At 57.0% G+C, this 17154-nt stretch carries 16 protein-coding genes; 13 read left to right on the top strand and 3 right to left on the bottom strand.

The features are described 5' to 3' along the window. Positions 1–2 precede the first annotated feature (2 nt). From SK58_RS19565 to SK58_RS19550, 4 genes are read left to right on the top strand one after another with little or no spacing between them, the layout of a single operon-like run. Positions 3–1517, top strand: a complete 1515-nt coding sequence (locus SK58_RS19565) for an ABC transporter substrate-binding protein (RefSeq protein WP_072134596.1) — start codon at positions 3–5, stop codon at positions 1515–1517. 18 nt (positions 1518–1535) lie between these two features. After that, positions 1536–2477 carry an ABC transporter permease gene (locus SK58_RS19560; RefSeq protein ID WP_015571382.1) on the top strand — a complete coding sequence of 314 codons (942 nt, stop codon included), beginning with the start codon at positions 1536–1538 and terminating at the stop codon, positions 2475–2477. Positions 2478–2479: 2 nt separating this feature from the next. After that, the gene (locus tag SK58_RS19555) at positions 2480–3355 is read left to right on the top strand and encodes an ABC transporter permease (RefSeq protein WP_015571381.1); all 876 of its coding nucleotides are present in this window, start codon (positions 2480–2482) and stop codon (positions 3353–3355) included. A gap of 9 nt (positions 3356–3364) precedes the next feature. After that, positions 3365–4966, top strand: coding sequence for a gamma-glutamyltransferase family protein (locus SK58_RS19550; protein ID WP_023295960.1), 1602 nt, complete (start codon positions 3365–3367; stop codon positions 4964–4966). 85 nt (positions 4967–5051) lie between these two features. Here SK58_RS19550 and SK58_RS19545 read toward each other — a convergent pair whose 3' ends face one another. Beyond that, on the bottom strand, positions 5052–5822 hold the full coding sequence (locus SK58_RS19545) for an amidohydrolase (protein WP_017383119.1): 771 nt from the start codon (positions 5820–5822) through the stop codon (positions 5052–5054). Positions 5823–5929: 107 nt separating this feature from the next. Then, entirely contained in the window at positions 5930–8374 is a 2445-nt protein-coding gene (gene fadE / locus SK58_RS19540) for an acyl-CoA dehydrogenase FadE (protein WP_048220354.1), read from the bottom strand. A gap of 239 nt (positions 8375–8613) precedes the next feature. Between fadE and lpcA the strand changes: the two genes are divergently transcribed. Both lpcA and SK58_RS19530 read left to right on the top strand, forming a co-directional pair. Then, positions 8614–9192, top strand: a complete 579-nt coding sequence (gene lpcA / locus SK58_RS19535) for a D-sedoheptulose 7-phosphate isomerase (RefSeq protein ID WP_003863232.1) — start codon at positions 8614–8616, stop codon at positions 9190–9192. A 48-nt stretch (positions 9193–9240) separates the two neighbouring features. Beyond that, positions 9241–10008, top strand: a complete 768-nt coding sequence (locus tag SK58_RS19530) for a class II glutamine amidotransferase (RefSeq protein WP_017383120.1) — start codon at positions 9241–9243, stop codon at positions 10006–10008. Here the strand turns inward: SK58_RS19530 and dpaA are convergent. Then, complete coding sequence (dpaA, locus tag SK58_RS19525; RefSeq protein ID WP_006810008.1) at positions 9979–10719, bottom strand: peptidoglycan meso-diaminopimelic acid protein amidase; 741 nt, start codon at positions 10717–10719, stop codon at positions 9979–9981. The two genes, SK58_RS19530 and dpaA, sit on opposite strands and share 30 nt — an antisense overlap. Positions 10720–11019: 300 nt before the next feature. On the opposite strand from dpaA, the gene SK58_RS19520 reads away from it, so the two are divergent. The 7 genes from SK58_RS19520 to nqrM are packed head-to-tail and all read left to right on the top strand — an operon-like array spanning position 11020 to position 17059. Beyond that, complete coding sequence (locus SK58_RS19520) at positions 11020–12363, top strand: Na(+)-translocating NADH-quinone reductase subunit A (RefSeq protein ID WP_032647337.1); 1344 nt, start codon at positions 11020–11022, stop codon at positions 12361–12363. A 2-nt stretch (positions 12364–12365) separates the two neighbouring features. Beyond that, positions 12366–13601 carry an NADH:ubiquinone reductase (Na(+)-transporting) subunit B gene (locus SK58_RS19515; RefSeq protein ID WP_048220353.1) on the top strand — a complete coding sequence of 412 codons (1236 nt, stop codon included), beginning with the start codon at positions 12366–12368 and terminating at the stop codon, positions 13599–13601. Continuing rightward, positions 13594–14388 (top strand): Na(+)-translocating NADH-quinone reductase subunit C, encoded by a 795-nt coding sequence (locus tag SK58_RS19510; RefSeq protein WP_047052441.1) that lies wholly within the window; start codon positions 13594–13596, stop codon positions 14386–14388. Before SK58_RS19515 ends, SK58_RS19510 begins: the two co-directional genes overlap by 8 nt. After that, positions 14381–15019 carry an NADH:ubiquinone reductase (Na(+)-transporting) subunit D gene (locus tag SK58_RS19505; RefSeq protein ID WP_003863219.1) on the top strand — a complete coding sequence of 213 codons (639 nt, stop codon included), beginning with the start codon at positions 14381–14383 and terminating at the stop codon, positions 15017–15019. The genes SK58_RS19510 and SK58_RS19505 overlap by 8 nt, the downstream gene beginning before the upstream one ends. Before the next feature lie 6 nt (positions 15020–15025). Further along, complete coding sequence (nqrE, locus tag SK58_RS19500; RefSeq protein ID WP_003863217.1) at positions 15026–15622, top strand: NADH:ubiquinone reductase (Na(+)-transporting) subunit E; 597 nt, start codon at positions 15026–15028, stop codon at positions 15620–15622. Between the two features lie 10 nt (positions 15623–15632). After that, the gene (nqrF, locus tag SK58_RS19495; RefSeq protein ID WP_015571374.1) at positions 15633–16856 is read left to right on the top strand and encodes an NADH:ubiquinone reductase (Na(+)-transporting) subunit F; all 1224 of its coding nucleotides are present in this window, start codon (positions 15633–15635) and stop codon (positions 16854–16856) included. 2 nt (positions 16857–16858) lie between these two features. Next, positions 16859–17059, top strand: a complete 201-nt coding sequence (gene nqrM, locus SK58_RS19490; RefSeq protein ID WP_003863212.1) for a (Na+)-NQR maturation NqrM — start codon at positions 16859–16861, stop codon at positions 17057–17059. The last annotated feature ends 95 nt before the right edge of the window (positions 17060–17154 follow it).

Here is a 17154-nt window from a genome sequence, read left to right as displayed (position 1 = left end):
TAATGACAATGCGTAATTCTCTTTTGACCGTACTGGGAAGTGTTATGTTGCTTGGCGCGGCGCTGCCCGCCCATTCTGAAAGCGTGCTGCGGATCGGCCTGGGGGCCGACCCGGATATGCTCGACCCGCATCTGGCGCGCACCTACTATGGCCGTTTCGTGTTTGCCTCCCTGTGCGACAGGCTGGTGGACGTCGACGAGCACCTGAAAGTGGTGCCGGGTCTGGCAAAATCCTGGGCCTGGAGCGAAGATGGCAAAACGCTGACTATGGATCTACGCGAAGGTGTGACCTTCCACGACGGTGAAAAATTTGATGCCGCTGCGGCAAAATACAACCTCGACCGCGCCCTGACCCTCAAAGGCTCCCTGCGTAAAAGCGAGATCTCATCCGTTGAATCGGTCGAGGTCACCGGCCCGATGCAGATTGCGCTGCACCTGAAAACACCGGATGCCGCGCTGCTAATGCAGCTCACCGACCGCGCGGGCGCGATGATGGCACCCGATGCGGCGAAAAAGCCTGACTTTGCCGCCCATCCCGTCTGCTCCGGTCCATACAAATTCGACAGCCGCGTGTCGCAGGACCGCATCGTTCTGACCCGCTTCGACAACTACTGGAACAAAGACGCCTATCACTTCGACAAAATCATCTATCTGCCGATCCCGGATGCCTCCGTGCGTCTCGCGAACCTGCGCGCGGGCGATCTTGACCTGACCGAGGGCATTGCCGCCAGCGACGTCAAAACCGTCGAAGCCGACAGCAAGCTGGCGCTGGCGAAGGTCACCGGTCTGGGGTATCAGGGGATCACCTTCAATATTAACAACGGCAAGGTGCCGGCCAACGATCCGTTCAAAGATGCCCGCGTGCGCGAGGCGTTTTCTCAGGCAATCGATCGCGATGCGTTAAACCAGGTGGTCTTTGAAGGGCTCTACACCCCGGCAAATCAGGCGTTTTCACCGGTCAGCCCGTACCACGTTAACCTGCCGGTCCCGCCGCGCGACGTCGATAAAGCCAAAGCGCTGCTGAAAGCCGCCGGTGTGACCACGCCGCTGAGCGTCAATCTGCTGGTGCCGAACAACCCAACCTCGCAGCAGGTGGGACAGGTATTGCAGGCGATGGTGGCAGAGGCGGGCTTTAACCTGAACCTGCAAATGACCGAGTTCGCCACGCTGCTGGATCGCCAGCAGAGCGGTGACTACCAGTTGAGCTTCTCCGGCTGGTCGGGGCGCCCGGATCCGGACGGCAGCATTTACGGCTTTATCAACAGTAAAGGCACCCTGAACGACGGCCGATACAGCAACGCGCAGATCAATGAATGGCTGACTCAGGCGCGTCAGAGCACCGATCAGGCCGCACGCCAGCCGCTGTACAACAAGGTGGTGAAGCAGCTCCAGACCGACATGCCGATTGCCTACCTCTACTTCGAGCCGCGCATTTTTGGACTGAACAAGAACGTGCAGGGCTTTAAGCCGTACCCGGACGGCATCGTGCGTCTGGCCGGTTTGACGCTGGCAAAATAAACGTCCTGAGGAGAACCCATGCTGGAACTGATTTGCAAACGTCTGCTGCTGGCCGTCCCGACGCTATTGCTGGTGAGCATGATGGTGTTCGGGCTGCAAAAGCTGCTGCCCGGCGACCCGCTGATCGCCATGGCCGGGGAGGAGCGCGATCCGGCGGTCATTGCCCAACTGCGTGCTGAGCTTAATCTGGATGCGCCGATCCCCGTGCAGTATTTCCATTGGCTGACGCGCGCGCTGCAGGGCGATCTGGGCGTCTCCTTGCGCACGCATGAACCGGTCACGCAGCTGATTGCCAGCAAGCTGCCGGTCACGCTGGAGCTCTCTCTGCTGGCGATGATCATCGCGCTGGTGTTTGGCATCAGCATGGGGATCCTTGCGGCGGTGAATAAAAACAGCTGGGTCGATCACGGGGCGAACTTTGTGGCGATCTCGGGGATATCAATTCCGCACTTCTGGCTGGGGATCCTGCTGATTCTGGTCTTTTCGGTGAACTTGCAATGGTTACCTGCGTCCGGTTATGTGCCATTCAGTGAAGATCCGATCCAGAACCTGCGCACGCTGCTGCTACCCGCGTCCGTGCTCGGAACCGGACTGGCGGCGACGCTGATGCGCCATACCCGTGCGTCGATGATTGCGGTACTGAAGGCGGATTACATCCGCACCGCGCGCGCTAAGGGGCTGCTGCCGAAAGCAGTGATCCTGAAGCACGCCTTTCGCAACGCGCTGGTGCCTGTAATCACCCTCACCACGCTTCTGTTCGGCGAGCTACTGGGCGGCGCGGTGCTGACCGAGCAGGTCTTCACCATTCCGGGCTTTGGCAAAATGATCGTCGACTCGGTGTTCAATCGTGACTATGCGGTGGTGCAGGGCGTGGTGCTGATCGTGGCGATCGGCTTCCTGATGCTCAATCTGCTGGCCGACGTGCTCTACGTCCTTATCAACCCGAAAATGCGAGGTTAACCATGGCGGAACTGACGACGCAAACCGTTGCCCCCACGCTGCCGCGCGCGCAGAACCGGGTGCTGAAGAAATTTCTCGGCAATAAAAGCGCGGTGATTGGCGCGCTTGTGGTGGGCTTTTTTGTCCTGGTGGCGCTGCTGGCGCCGTGGATCGCCCCCTTCGACCCGGTCAAAGCCAACTTCCTGGCGGTGCGCAAAGCGCCGTCGGCGATGTACTGGTTCGGCACCGACGAGCTGGGGCGTGACATCTTATCCCGCATTATTTGGGGGGCGCGCACCTCGCTGATGGCGGGCTGTATGTCGGTCATTATTGCCGTGGTCATCGGCGTGCCGCTGGGGCTGGTGGCGGGCTACTTCCAGAAGATGTGGGACGGCGTGATCTCGCGCTTTATTGAGGCCTTGCTGGCCTGTCCGTTCCTGATCATGGCGATCGCGCTGGGGGCATTTTTGGGCCCAAGCCTGACGAATGCGATGATCGCCATTGGTCTCTCGGCAATGCCGATTTTCGCCCGGCTGACGCGCGGCCAGGTGATCGCCATTCGCAACGAAGAGTATATCGACGGCGCGCGGGCGATTGGCCTGCCGGATCGCTGGATCATCATTAAATACGTCCTGCCAAACGTGATGTCGCCGATCCTCGTGCAGGCCACGCTGGCGATCGCCTCGGCGATTATCGCCGAAGCCAGCCTGTCGTTTTTGGGGCTGGGACAGCAGCCGCCAAATCCGTCCTGGGGCTCCATGCTCAACACCGCGAAAGGGTTTCTGGAGCAGGCTCCGTGGATGTCCGTTTTCCCCGGCGTGGCGATTTTCCTTGCCGTGCAGGGCTTTAATCTACTCGGCGACGGGCTGCGCGATGCGCTCGATCCGCGCCACGACTAAGGAGTCATGATGACCAAAGCGCTTGATTTTACGTCCGGTTACGATTCACGCCGCCCGCCGATGCTGGGCCATAACGCGGTTGCCACGTCGCAGCCGCTGGCGGCGCAGGCGGGGATGAAGATGCTGCAACTGGGCGGCAATGCCGTCGATGCAGCCATTGCCACCGCGATGGCGCTGACGGTGGTTGAGCCGACCGGCAACGGGATCGGCAGCGACGCCTTTGCCATCGTCTGGGACGGTGAAAAGCTTCACGGCCTCAACGCATCAGGCCGCTCGCCGGCCAGCTGGCATGCGGATCTGTTTGCCGGAAAAAGCGCAGTGCCGGAAATTGGCTGGGACGCGGTGACCGTGCCGGGAGCGGTATCCGGCTGGGTCGCGCTGGCGGAGCGCTTCGGCACGCTGCCGCTGACCACGCTGGCGCAGCCTGCCATTGACTACGCGCGCAACGGCTTTCCCGTCTCGCCGCTGATTGGTCATCTCTGGCAGCGAGGCTATAGCAAGCTGAAAGATCAGCCGGGCTTCAGCGCCTGCTTCGCGCCGGAAGGCCGCGCCCCGCGCGTGGGGGAAATCTTCCGTAACCCGGCGCAGGCGAACTCGCTGGAGCTGATTGCGAAAACCAACGGCGACGCGTTTTACCGCGGCGAGCTGGCGCAGAAAATTGCCGCCTTTGCCAAAGAACACGGTGCGCATCTGACGGCAGAGGATCTGGCAAACCACCGCGTGGACTGGGTTGACCTGCTGTCGCGCGACTTCGCGGGCGGCTCGGTTCAGGAATTGCCGCCAAACGGTCAGGGGATCGCCACGCTGATTGCGCTCGGCATTCTTGAGCAGTGCGGCATTGAGAAGCACCACCCGGACTCCGTGCAGTCTCTGCACCTGTCCATTGAGGCGATGAAGCTGGCGCTGGCAGATCTCGATCGCTACGTGGCGGACGAAGAACACATGGCCTTCGCGGCGAAAGAACTGCTGAGCGACCATTACCTGAAGTCGCGCGCGGCGCTTATCAACCACGATAAAGCTTCTGATTTTGTGTATGGATCGCCGACGCAGAGCGGGACGGTTTACGTCAGCACCGCGGATGCGAGTGGGATGATGGTCTCGTTTATTCAGTCCAACTATATGGGATTCGGTTCAGGGATCGTGGTGCCGGATACCGGGATCAGCCTGCAAAACCGGGGCTGCGGCTTTGTGCTGGATCCTGCGCACCCGAACGCGCTGGCGGGCAGCAAGCGCCCGTTCCACACCATCATTCCGGGATTTGCGATGGACGGCAACGGCAAGCCGCTGATGTCCTTCGGCGTGATGGGCGGCCCGATGCAGGCGCAGGGGCACATGCAGATGGCGCTGCGCATTATGCTGCACGGGCAAAACCCGCAGGCGGCAATCGATGCACCGCGCTGGCGCGTGGTGCAGGGCAGGGAGGTGATCGTCGAATCAACGTTCGATCGCAATACTATCGCGGCGCTGCGCGAGCGCGGGCATCAGATCGTGGTGGAAGATCCGCTTCAGGATTATAACTTCGGCGGTGCGCAGGTGATTTACCGTATGCCGGAAGGGCACTACGTGGCCGCGACGGAAAGCCGCAAAGACGGGCAGGCGCTGGTGAGTTAATTAACGCCCGGTGGCGCTGCGCTTACCGGGCCTACGCTGTGCTTTTTGTAGGCCGGGTAAGGCGCAGCCGTCACCCGGCTTTTTTTCAACCAATGCTAAACGGATCTGCATCCTGCCAGGCCGGAAACTTCTCCCGATACTCCTTTAACGCCGTTAACGAGATCTCAGCGTCAATTCGTGTTGCCTGATGCGGCTCGGCGGTGGCAATAATCTCACCCTGCGGACTTATCACCCGGCTGTCACCGCGATAGTGATGCCCGTTGCCGTCCGTTCCCACGCGGTTACAGCCAACGACATAAGCCTGATTTTCAATCGCGCGCGCGGTCAGTAAAGCCTGCCAGTGCAGGGAGCGTGGGGCGGGCCAGTTGGCGACGTACAACGCCAGGTCATAATCGTTGCGGTTGCGCGACCACACCGGGAAGCGCAGGTCATAGCAGACCAGCGGCAGAATACGCCAGCCGCGCCATTCAAATACCACGCGTTCGCTTCCGGCTTCATAATGTTGATGTTCGTCCGCCATGCGGAACAGGTGGCGCTTATCGTAGAAATGGACTTTTCCTTCCGGCTCAACCAGCAGGAAGCGGTTGACCGGTCCGCGCCCGGTCTGGAGTGCGACGCTACCGGCAATCAGCGCATTTGTTTCCTGCGCCCTGGCGTGCATCCAGGCCACCACCTCGTCCTGCGGCATGGACTGTTTTGCTGCCTCCATCGCGAAACCTGTGGTAAACATCTCCGGCAGGACAATCACATCGCGTCCGGTAATCTCTTCCAGCTGGCGATCAAAATGGCGAAGGTTGGCGGGGCCGTCCATCCACACTAAAGGTTGCTGCAAAACAGAAATCTTTAAACCAGGCACGATACAGGCTCCTTAATAAACACTTTTTGACACTGTAGCACGTCATTACCAGAAAATGTGGCAATAAAAAACCCCGCGCGGGGCGGGGTTTGTGGGAGCAAAAGGCCTTATGCCGCTTCAGGTTTGCGGTGCTTCTCTGGCAGCTTTACCGGCTGTGTCGCCAGCTCTTCAGGTTCGAAATCATCCACATTAATACTGCGCAGACGGCTCTCTTCGGCTTTCACCAGAATCGCAGCTTCGCTGTTGTCGATGATGCCACCCGCCAGCGCCTGTTTTGCCAGCTCATCCAGTCGTGTAAACGGCAGGTTTTTGCCCAGCTGTTTGCAGATCTTCTGGTGAATCGGGTCGGCGGCCATCACGTCAAGCAGCGCCTCTTCCAGCAAACCTACCGGGTTATGGGGGGTAGGTGCCAGATATTGACCCCGACCAATACGAGAGCGGGTTGCGCTTGGTACCTGGAGGATTTTTGCCACTTTGTGATCCAGCTTGTCGGACGGCGCCAGGTGATGACGACCGGTCGGGAAGATCACCGCGCGCAGGGCACCCGCTACGAAGCGGTTCGGGAAGTTCGCCAGCAGATCGTCAATCGCCTGTTCGGCCTGATACATCGCATCCTGAACGCCCCAGTGCACCAGCGGCAGATCCGCTTCCTGACGGCCTTCATCGTCGTAGCGTTTCAGCACCGCAGAGGCCAGGAAGATCTGGCTCAGCACATCACCCAGACGGGCGGAGATGCGTTCGCGACGCTTCAGGCTACCGCCCAGGACGGCCATTGAGACGTCAGACAGCAGGGCCAGGTTGGCGCTCAGACGGTTCAGATGCTGGTAGTAACGTTTGGTCGCATCGCCGGTTGGCGTCGCGCTGGTCAGCCCGCGCGTCAGGCCCAGCCAGAAGCTGCGCACCTTGTTGCTGCCGACGTGACCGATATGTTTGAACAGCAGCTTGTCGAAGGCATCCACATCATTATTCTGCGCGGCAGCCATCTCTTCCAGCACGTACGGATGGCAACGAATCGCACCCTGGCCGAAGATCATCATGCTGCGGGTCAGGATGTTTGCCCCTTCCACGGTGATGGCAATCGGCGCACCCTGATAGCCGCGCGCCAGGAAGTTGCCTTCGCCGAGCATGATACCTTTACCGCCTGCGATATCCATTGCATCAATAATTGACTGCTGTGCGCGGTGGGTACAGTGATACTTCACAATCGCTGACAGCACGGCGGGTTTTTCGCCCAGCATAATGCCGTAGGTAATCAGCGAGGCTGCGGCGTCCATCACGTAGGCATTGCCCGCAATACGCGCCAGCGGCTCTTCGATACCTTCCATCTTGCCGATGGAGATTTTGAACTGACGGCGGATATGCGCGTAAGCCCCAATCCCCATCGCCACCGATTTCAGACCGCCTGTTGAGTTCGACGGCAGGGTAATGCCGCGGCCCACAGACAGACATTCCACCAGCATACGCCAGCCCTGCCCGGCCATTTTCGGGCCACCGATGATGTAGTCAATCGGGACAAAGATATCCTGACCGCGGGTAGGACCGTTCTGGAACGGCACGTTCAGCGGGAAGTGACGGCGACCAATTTCAACGCCCGGAGTCGAGGTTGGGATCAGCGCACAGGTAATACCCAGCTCTTCTTCACCGCCCAGCAGTTTTTCCGGGTCAGAGAGTTTGAACGCCAGGCCCAGCACCGTGGCGATAGGTGCGAGGGTGATATAACGTTTGTTCCAGGTCAGGCGCATACCCAGCACCTGCTGGCCCTGCCATTCGCCCATGCAAACCACGCCGGTATCAGGGATTGCGCCGGCATCGGAGCCCGCCTCCGGGCTGGTCAGCGCGAAGCACGGAATTTCCTGACCACGCGCCAGACGCGGCAGGTAGTGATCTTTCTGCTCTTCCGTACCGTAATGCTGTAACAGCTCGCCCGGGCCTAAGGAGTTTGGCACGCCAACGGTGATCGCCAGGATCCCGGAGACACCCGCCAGTTTTTGCAGCACGCGAGCCTGAGCGTAAGCGGAGAATTCCAGACCGCCATACTCTTTCTTAATGATCATCGCGAAGAAGCGATGCTCTTTCAGGTATGCCCACAGCTCAGGCGGCAGGTCGGCCATTTCGTGAGTGATGGCAAAGTCGTTTGCCATGCGGCACGCTTCTTCTACCGGACCATCAATAAAGGCTTGTTCTTCGGCGGTCAGACGCGGCTGCGGATAGTTGTGAAGCTTTTTCCAGTCAGGGTTGCCCTGGAACAGATCGCCTTCCCACCAGGTTGTACCGGCGTCAATCGCTTCTTTCTCTGTACGCGACATCGGCGGCATCACTTTACGGAATCCCCTGAACACCGGCGCAGAGATCATCGACTTACGCATCGGCGTCAGGTTGAACGGCAGCAAAATGATGGCCAGGGGAACAAGGACCCAGATATTCCACAGACCAGCGACGCCAAGTGCAGCCGTCCAGGCCAGAAGAATCAGGCTACTCAGGAATAAACTGACACGGTGATAGAACAACACACTGAGCAGCACAACGGTTGCGAAAATGCTCAAAATCATCATAAAGAAAAGCTCCCTTGCTTGTAGGAGGTCTGACCACTTGTGATGATATGGTTGTAGTTGATGTCATTTCCTTTAGCAATGTGTTTACAAAATAATTACAACCTGGTTCACATTGTTCGCGTTTTAGCCGGCACAAAAAATCAAAACGCCGGACGATTCGCATGGCTTTAGCTTCTCGCTTTTACTGCTATCCGGTACACTCCACTGTGTTATTTCATCAATACTGAAGGATTATCCTCATGTACCAGGATCTTATTCGTAACGAACTGAACGAAGCGGCGGAAACGCTGGCGAATTTTCTGAAAGATGATGCCAATATTCACGCTATTCAGCGCGCGGCGGTCCTGCTTGCCGACAGCTTCAAAGCCGGCGGTAAAGTGCTCTCCTGCGGTAACGGCGGTTCCCACTGTGACGCCATGCACTTCGCCGAAGAGCTGACCGGACGCTATCGTGAAAACCGTCCGGGCTACCCGGCGATTGCGATTTCCGACGTGAGCCACATCTCCTGTGTAGGCAACGACTTCGGTTACGACCATATCTTTTCCCGCTACGTTGAAGCCGTAGGCCGTGAAGGCGACGTGCTGCTGGGGATCTCCACGTCCGGTAACTCTGCTAACGTGATCAAAGCGATCGCCGCCGCGCGTGAGAAGGGCATGAAAGTGATCACCCTGACCGGGAAAGATGGCGGTAAGATGGACGGTACAGCGGACATTGAAATCCGTGTACCACACTTCGGTTATGCGGATCGCGTTCAGGAAATTCACATCAAAGTGATCCACATCCTGATCCAACTGATCGAAAAAGAGATGGTTAAGTAAGACTTCGCTGGGGGGCGCCGGTGCCCCCCGCTGTTGTGGAGGTGATCTATGTGCGAACTGCTCGGGATGAGCGCCAATGTGCCAACCGATATCTGCTTTAGTTTTACCGGACTGGTTCAGCGCGGTGGAGGAACCGGGCCGCATAAAGACGGCTGGGGTATTACCTTCTACGAAGGCAAAGGATGTCGCACGTTTAAAGATCCACAACCCAGCTTTAACTCACCCATTGCCAGACTGGTGCAGGACTATCCTATTAAATCCTGTTCGGTGATCGCCCATATCCGCCAGGCCAATCGCGGCGAAGTGGCGCTGGAAAATACCCATCCGTTTACCCGTGAACTGTGGGGCCGTAACTGGACCTATGCGCACAACGGGCAGCTCTCGGGCTATAAATCACTGGAAACCGGCAATTTTCGTCCTGTCGGTGAAACGGACAGCGAAAAAGCATTTTGCTGGCTGCTGCACAAGCTGACTGAGCGCTACCCCCGTACGCCCGGTAACATGACCGCCGTTTTTAAGTACATAGCGTCACTGGCGTCTGAGTTACGCGAGAAGGGCGTCTTTAATATGCTGCTGTCTGACGGGCGCTACGTGATGGCGTTCTGCTCGACGAATCTGTTCTGGATCACCCGACGTGCGCCGTTTGGCGTCGCCACGCTGCTCGATCAGGATGTGGAAATTGATTTTCAGAAGGAGACCACACCGAACGATGTGGTCACTGTCATTGCAACGCAGCCGCTGACCGGCAACGAAACCTGGCAAAAGATCATGCCAGGCGAGTGGGCGCTATTTTGTCTCGGGGACCGCGTAATTTGACGCCAGCTGCGGCTGAACCACTTCATGGCTGAGCGGTTTACTCACCACGTAACGGCCATTGACGATGGACACCACCGGCGGCTTATGGGTCTGCTCGAAGTAGTCATAGCCCGGTTTTAGCTGTTTCCAGAAATCTGTGTAAACAGAGTACTTATGGCGCGCCATGTTCGCATCCGTCATACGGAACGGATAGATGCTGACCTGAACATTCGGCTGGCCGAAGACCAGTGCGCCCGTGACAAACTGGAAGATTTCATCAATGCCGGAATCCGTCATCGCATAACAACCGACTGACACGCAGGCACCGTGAATCATCAGGTATTTCCCTTCGTAACCGTGCGCACGGTCGAAGGCATTGGGGAAACCGATGTTAATCGCTTTATAGAAGCGGCTGTCCGGTTTTAGCTGGTTACGCTGAACGTTGTAAAACCCTTCCGGACTTTTGAAGTCACCCTGGCGCTGTTTCGGCCCCAGCCCGCCAGAATAGTTACAGATTTTGTAGCTATCGAGCAGCTGATACGTCTCGCCCATTTTGACAAACAGATCGAGTGTGCGCTCTTCCTTGAAGATTTGAATATAAACCGGGGATCCCATCAACTGCTGTTTATACTCTTTGCTGACCGGCGTCGTTGAACTATTACTGCCAAGCAGCCCGGCAAACGACATGCACGGTATCAGAAGCATCGCAATGAACAATGCGATTTTACGCATACTACTGGTTCCTTGATAAAACAATGACCAACTTGCCAGAACGGCAAAAGACACCCGAAATCAGACTAATCTGGACAGGAGCGCTCACATTAGCACCGATGGAGATTTTCGCAAGAGCCAACCTTTGCGTTTACAAATTAGTTTTACTTTATAACCCATTCACATTGTCCTGACTCCAGGAACTTTGCGCAATAGCTCGCATTTCGGCGCGCCAGTCGGCGGATTTGCTGCCCCTGGCAGGGCCGAAAATGATACACTCCGGCCTCTCTGGATTGTTGTTCATGGATACCTGCTAACCACATGTTTAGAATCAGAAAAGGACTCGATCTGCCAATCTCTGGCGTGCCTGAACAGCACGTTACCACCGGCGCCAGTATTCATCATGTCGCTATTGTAGGTGATGATTACGTGGGCATGCGTCCCGCGATGCTGGTACAGGAAGGCGATCGCGTAATAAAAGGCCAGGCGCTCTTCGAGGATAAAAAAAATCCTGGCGTTATGTTTACAGCCCCAGCCAGCGGCACCGTTGTCGCCATCCATCGTGGTGAGCGTCGCGTCCTGCAATCGGTTGTTATTCAAATTGAAGGCGATGAGAAACGCGAATTTGCGCGTTTTGACGCCGCCGATCTTGCCACCCTCAGCCACGACGCGGTGCAGACGCAACTGCTGGAGTCGGGACTGTGGACGGCGCTTCGCACGCGCCCCTATAGCAAAACGCCCGTGCCTGGCACTGTGCCGGCCGCTATCTTCGTCACGGCCATCGACACCAACCCGCTCAGCGCAGATCCGCAGCCTCTTATCCTGGCGGAACGAAACGCTTTCGATGCCGGCCTCACCGTGTTAACGCGACTGACGCCGGGCAAAGTGCATGTCTGCCAGGCCAGCGGCGGTAAGCTGGGCGGGCATCCGCAAGGGCAGGTGGCCTTTAATGAATTTGCCGGCCCGCATCCGGCCGGGCTGGTGGGAACGCATATTCATTTCCTGGAGCCGGTAAGCCTGACGAAACAGGTCTGGCATCTTAATTATCAGGACGTGATCGCTATCGGTAAGCTGTTCACCACGGGTGAGCTGTGCGCAGAACGCATTATTGCCATCGGCGGCCCTCAGGCAACCCAACCGCGTCTGGTTCGCACGCTGCTTGGGGCAGACCTGACGGCGCTGTTGGCTGGCGAAACGAAAGAGGGTGAAAACCGTATTATTTCCGGTTCGGTGCTGAGCGGCAGGCACGCAACAGGCCCGATGGCCTGGCTGGGTCGTTTCCATCTTCAGGTGAGCGTGGTGCTTGAAGGACGCGAGAAAGAGCTGTTCGGCTGGGTGCTGCCTGGCGCAGAAAAATACTCGGTAACACGCACCACGCTCGGCCACTTCCTGCGTCGTAAGCTGTTTAACTTCTCCACCAGTACCAACGGCGGTGAGCGCGCCATGGTTCCGATTGGCAACTACGAACGCGTGATGCCGCTGGATATTCTGCCCACCGTGCTGCTGCGCGATCTCCTGGCCGGCGATACCGACGGTGCCCAGGCGCTGGGCTGTCTGGAGCTGGACGAAGAAGATCTGGCGCTGTGTACCTATGTGTGTCCAGGTAAATACGAATATGGACCCGTATTGCGCGAGGTGTTAACCCGCATTGAGCAGGAAGGATAACCATGGGCTTAAAACACCTCTTTGAAAAAATTGAGCCGCACTTTACCGAAGGGAAGCTCAAAAAGTACTACCCGCTGTATGAAGCGACAACGACCATTTTCTACACGCCGGGTCTGGTGACGAAAGGGGCGGCGCACGTTCGCGACGCCATCGACCTCAAGCGAATGATGATTCTGGTCTGGTTTGCGGTCTTCCCGGCCATGTTCTGGGGGATGTATAACGTTGGGTTGCAAACTATTCCGGCGCTGCACCATATGTACAATGCAGAGCAGCTGGCGCAGGTGATTCAGTCTGACTGGCACTATCGTCTGGCGCAGTCGCTGGGGGTGAGCTTTGCGGCAGATGCCGGCTGGATCAGCATGATGACGCTGGGCGCTGTCTTCTTCCTCCCCATCTATATGACTGTCTTTATCGTCGGCGGTTTCTGGGAGGTGCTGTTCGCTATTATTCGCAAACATGAGATCAACGAGGGCTTCTTTGTTACCTCTATTCTGTTTGCGCTGATTGTTCCGTCAACGCTGCCGCTCTGGCAGGCGGCGATGGGGATCAGCTTTGGCGTGGTGATTGCCAAGGAGATCTTCGGCGGGACCGGACGCAACTTCCTCAATCCGGCGCTGGCAGGGCGCGCGTTCCTGTTCTTTGCTTATCCGGCGCAAATCTCGGGCGACCTGGTGTGGACGGCAGCAGACGGATTCTCCGGCGCGACGCCACTTTCACAGTGGGCGGCTGGCGGCGGCGAAACGCTGGTCAATAATGCAACCGGACAGCCTGTCACCTGGTTTGATGCGTTTATCGGCAATATTCCAGGCTCCATCGGTGAAGTGTCTACCCTGATGATTTTGATCGGCGGGGCCATCATCCTCTTTGGCCGCGTGGCGTCCTGGCGCATTGTCGCAGGCGTCATGCTCGGGATGGTACTCACCGCCACGCTTTTCAACTTCATTGGTTCAGACACAAACCCGATGTTCTCCATGCCGTGGTACTGGCACCTCGTGCTGGGAGGCTTTGCGTTTGGCATGATGTTCATGGCCACCGATCCGGTCTCGGCTTCGTTTACCGACAGAGGTAAATGGTGTTACGGCGCGCTCATTGGGGTGATGTGTGTACTGATTCGCGTGGTCAACCCGGCTTATCCGGAAGGGATGATGTTGGCCATTCTGTTTGCCAATCTGTTTGCGCCGCTGTTCGACTACCTGGTCGTGCGCGCCAACATTAAGCGGAGGAAGGCGCGTGGCTGAGATCAAAAATAACGACAGCATCAGCAAAACGCTGCTGGTGGTGCTGGTACTGTGTCTGGTCTGTTCCATTGTCGTGGCCGGTTCTGCCGTAGGGTTAAAACCGCTACAGCAGGAGCAACGAGCGCTGGATAAACAGCGTAACATCCTGGCCGTGGCCGGGCTGATGCAGGAAGGCATGACGAAGGATGACGTCGCAGCGGTGTTTGCCGAACGTATTACCGCACGGCTGGTGGATATAAAAACCGGGGAGTTAATGGATAAAGACCCGGCGAAATACAACCAGGCGCTGGCGCTAAAAGATCCGCAGATGAGCACCACGCTTGACGCCTCGCAGGATCCGGCAGGCATTAAGCGCCGCAGCAATGTCGCGGAGATTTACCTCGTCCGTGACGAGCAAAAGCGCATCCAGGAAATCGTGTTGCCCATCTATGGCAACGGTTTATGGTCAATGATGTACGCCTTTGTGGCGTTGGATACCGATGGTCGTACGGTCAAAGGCATTACTTATTACGATCAGGGCGAAACACCAGGGCTGGGAGGCGAAGTTGAGAACCCTAACTGGCGGGCACAGTTTGTTGGTAAAAAAGTGCTCGACGACAACGGCCAGCCTGCGCTGAAGGTGGTGAAAGGGGGCGCGCGTCCCGGCGATGAATTTGCCGTTGATGGCCTTTCCGGCGCCACGCTCACCTCTAACGGTGTGCAGCACAGCTTTGATTTCTGGATGGGTGAACTGGGCTTTGGTCCCTTCCTGAAGAATGTACGTGAAGGAGCGCTGAATAATGGCTGATACGGGTGAACTGAAAGAAGTTAAAAAGGTGCTGATTGGCCCGCTGTTAGCCAATAACCCGATAACGCTACAGGTGCTGGGGGTGTGCTCGGCGCTGGCGGTGACCACCAAGCTGGAAACGGCGGTGGTCATGACGCTGGCGGTAACGCTGGTGACAGCGTTTTCCAGCATGTTTATCTCAATGATCCGCCACCACATACCCAACAGCGTGAGGATCATCGTGCAGATGGCGATTATCGCCTCGCTGGTGATCGTGGTCGATCAGCTCCTGCGCGCCTTCGCCTATGAAACCTCGAAGCAGCTTTCGGTGTTTGTCGGCCTGATAATCACCAACTGCATCGTGATGGGGCGTGCTGAAGCCTATGCGATGAAAATGCCACCGCTGGCGAGCTTTATGGACGGTATCGGCAACGGTCTGGGTTACGGCGTGATCCTGTTGACGGTTGGTTTCCTGCGCGAACTTATTGGCAGCGGCAAGCTGTTTGGCATTCCGGTGCTGGATACGGTACAGAACGGCGGCTGGTATCTGCCGAACGGCCTGTTCCTGCTGGCCCCAAGCGCATTTTTCATTATCGGTTTGCTGATCTGGCTGATTCGTACGTTGAAGCCTGAACAGCAGGAAAAGGAGTAACCGACAATGGCTCATTACCTGAGTTTATTTGTGCGCGCGGTGTTTGTTGAAAACATGGCGCTCGCTTTCTTCCTGGGCATGTGTACGTTCCTTGCCGTTTCTAAAAAGGTATCGACGGCATTTGGTCTGGGCGTGGCAGTTACCGTTGTGCTGGGGCTTTCCGTTCCGATTAACAACCTGGTATTCAACTTCGTGCTGCGCGATGGCGCGCTGGTGGAGGGGGTTGATCTTAGCTTCCTGAACTTCATCACCTTTATCGGAGTGATTGCAGCGCTTGTTCAGATCCTTGAGATGATCCTCGATAAATACTTCCCGTCGCTGTACAACGCGCTGGGGATCTTCCTGCCGCTGATCGCCGTGAACTGCGCCATCTTCGGTGGCGTCTCGTTTATGGTTCAGCGCGATTACAACTTCAGTGAATCGGTTGTGTATGGCTTCGGTTCCGGTATCGGCTGGATGCTGGCGATTGTCACCATGGCGGGGATCCGTGAAAAAATGAAATATGCCAACGTACCTGCGGGGCTTCGTGGCTTAGGGATCACCTTTATCACCACCGGCCTGATGGCGTTGGGCTTTATGTCCTTCTCCGGTGTGCAGCTATAAGGGCTAACAGATGGAAATTATTCTTGGCGTGGTGATGTTCACGCTGATAGTACTGGTGCTGTCAGGGCTGATCCTGGCGGCGCGTGCGAAGCTGGTCAATTCCGGGGATGTGATCATTGATATCAATGACGATCCGCAGAATCAGATCCGTACCCCGGCAGGGGATAAGCTGCTTAACACGCTCTCCGGCAACGGGATTTTTGTCTCGTCTGCCTGTGGCGGCGGTGGCTCCTGTGGCCAGTGCCGTGTGACGGTCAAAGAGGGCGGCGGTGATATTCTGCCAACGGAACTGTCGCATATCACGAAGCGTGAAGCGAAAGAGGGATGCCGTCTGGCGTGCCAGGTCGCTGTGCGCCAGAACATGAAGATTGAGCTGCCGGAGGAGATCTTCGGCGTGAAAAAATGGGAATGCGAAGTTATCTCTAACGATAACAAAGCCACGTTCATCAAAGAGCTCAAGCTGCGTGTCCCTGAAGGGGAGAGCGTCCCGTTCCGTGCGGGTGGGTATATCCAGATTGATTGTCCGGCACACACCGTCGCGTATGCTGACTTCGATGTGCCTGAGGAGTACCGGGCAGACTGGGATAAATTTAACCTCTTCCGCTTTGTTTCCGAGGTAAAAGAGCCCGCGCTTCGCGCCTATTCCATGGCTAACTATCCGGAAGAGAAGGGCATTATTATGCTCAACGTGCGTATCGCCACGCCGCCACCGAATGTGCCTGATGCCCCTCCTGGCGTCATGTCGTCGTATATCTGGTCCCTCAAGCCTGGCGACAAAGTGACGATTTCCGGCCCGTTCGGCGAATTCTTTGCCAAAGATACTGACGCGGAGATGGTCTTTATCGGCGGCGGTGCGGGTATGGCGCCGATGCGTTCGCATATTTTTGACCAGCTCAAACGACTTGGCAGCAAGCGTAAGATCAGCTTCTGGTACGGGGCGCGTTCACTGCGCGAAATGTTCTATGACGATGAGTTTGAACAACTGGCGCGTGATAACCCTAACTTTACCTTCCATGTGGCGCTATCCGATCCGCAGCCGGAAGATAACTGGACAGGCTATACGGGCTTCATCCACAACGTGCTGTATGAAAATTACCTCAAACAGCACCCGGCACCGGAAGACTGCGAGTTCTATATGTGTGGTCCACCAATGATGAACGCCGCCGTGATTAAGATGCTAAAAGATCTTGGCGTGGAAGATGAGAACATCATGCTTGATGATTTCGGAGGCTGATTATGCTGACTTTTCTGGCGACCTTTGCGGTGTTTGTGCTGGTGATCTTCGGCATGTCCTTAGGCTGGATCATCAAGCGTAAAAGCATTCAAGGCAGTTGCGGAGGCATCTCTTCCATCGGAATGGAAAAAGTGTGCGATTGTCCGGAACCGTGCGATGCGCGGAAAAAGCGGATGGCTCGCGAGCAGCAACGCATTATTTAGTCTTCCAGGTCGGGTAAGGCAACGCCGCCACCCGACAATTCCTGCGCGCACTTCTCAACCCTCATTTGTTTACTGTATACTTATCCAGTAATAAG

Origin of the sequence: Enterobacter sp. BIDMC93 (assembly GCF_001037805.1) — a bacterium.
Taxonomy (GTDB): Bacteria; Pseudomonadota; Gammaproteobacteria; order Enterobacterales; family Enterobacteriaceae; genus Enterobacter; species Enterobacter hormaechei_C.
This window is presented reverse-complemented; position numbering and strand designations above follow the sequence as displayed.

Coding starts and splice junctions, on each gene's coding strand:
- SK58_RS19565 (WP_072134596.1), top strand. CDS start 3: ATGACAATGCGTAATTCTCTTTTGACCGTACTGGGAAGTGTTATGTTG.
- SK58_RS19560 (WP_015571382.1), top strand. CDS start 1,536: ATGCTGGAACTGATTTGCAAACGTCTGCTGCTGGCCGTCCCGACGCTA.
- SK58_RS19555 (WP_015571381.1), top strand. CDS start 2,480: ATGGCGGAACTGACGACGCAAACCGTTGCCCCCACGCTGCCGCGCGCG.
- SK58_RS19550 (WP_023295960.1), top strand. CDS start 3,365: ATGACCAAAGCGCTTGATTTTACGTCCGGTTACGATTCACGCCGCCCG.
- fadE (WP_048220354.1), bottom strand. CDS start 8,374: ATGATGATTTTGAGCATTTTCGCAACCGTTGTGCTGCTCAGTGTGTTG.
- lpcA (WP_003863232.1), top strand. CDS start 8,614: ATGTACCAGGATCTTATTCGTAACGAACTGAACGAAGCGGCGGAAACG.
- SK58_RS19530 (WP_017383120.1), top strand. CDS start 9,241: ATGTGCGAACTGCTCGGGATGAGCGCCAATGTGCCAACCGATATCTGC.
- dpaA (WP_006810008.1), bottom strand. CDS start 10,719: ATGCGTAAAATCGCATTGTTCATTGCGATGCTTCTGATACCGTGCATG.
- SK58_RS19520 (WP_032647337.1), top strand. CDS start 11,020: ATGTTTAGAATCAGAAAAGGACTCGATCTGCCAATCTCTGGCGTGCCT.
- SK58_RS19515 (WP_048220353.1), top strand. CDS start 12,366: ATGGGCTTAAAACACCTCTTTGAAAAAATTGAGCCGCACTTTACCGAA.
- SK58_RS19505 (WP_003863219.1), top strand. CDS start 14,381: ATGGCTGATACGGGTGAACTGAAAGAAGTTAAAAAGGTGCTGATTGGC.
- nqrE (WP_003863217.1), top strand. CDS start 15,026: ATGGCTCATTACCTGAGTTTATTTGTGCGCGCGGTGTTTGTTGAAAAC.
- nqrF (WP_015571374.1), top strand. CDS start 15,633: ATGGAAATTATTCTTGGCGTGGTGATGTTCACGCTGATAGTACTGGTG.
- nqrM (WP_003863212.1), top strand. CDS start 16,859: ATGCTGACTTTTCTGGCGACCTTTGCGGTGTTTGTGCTGGTGATCTTC.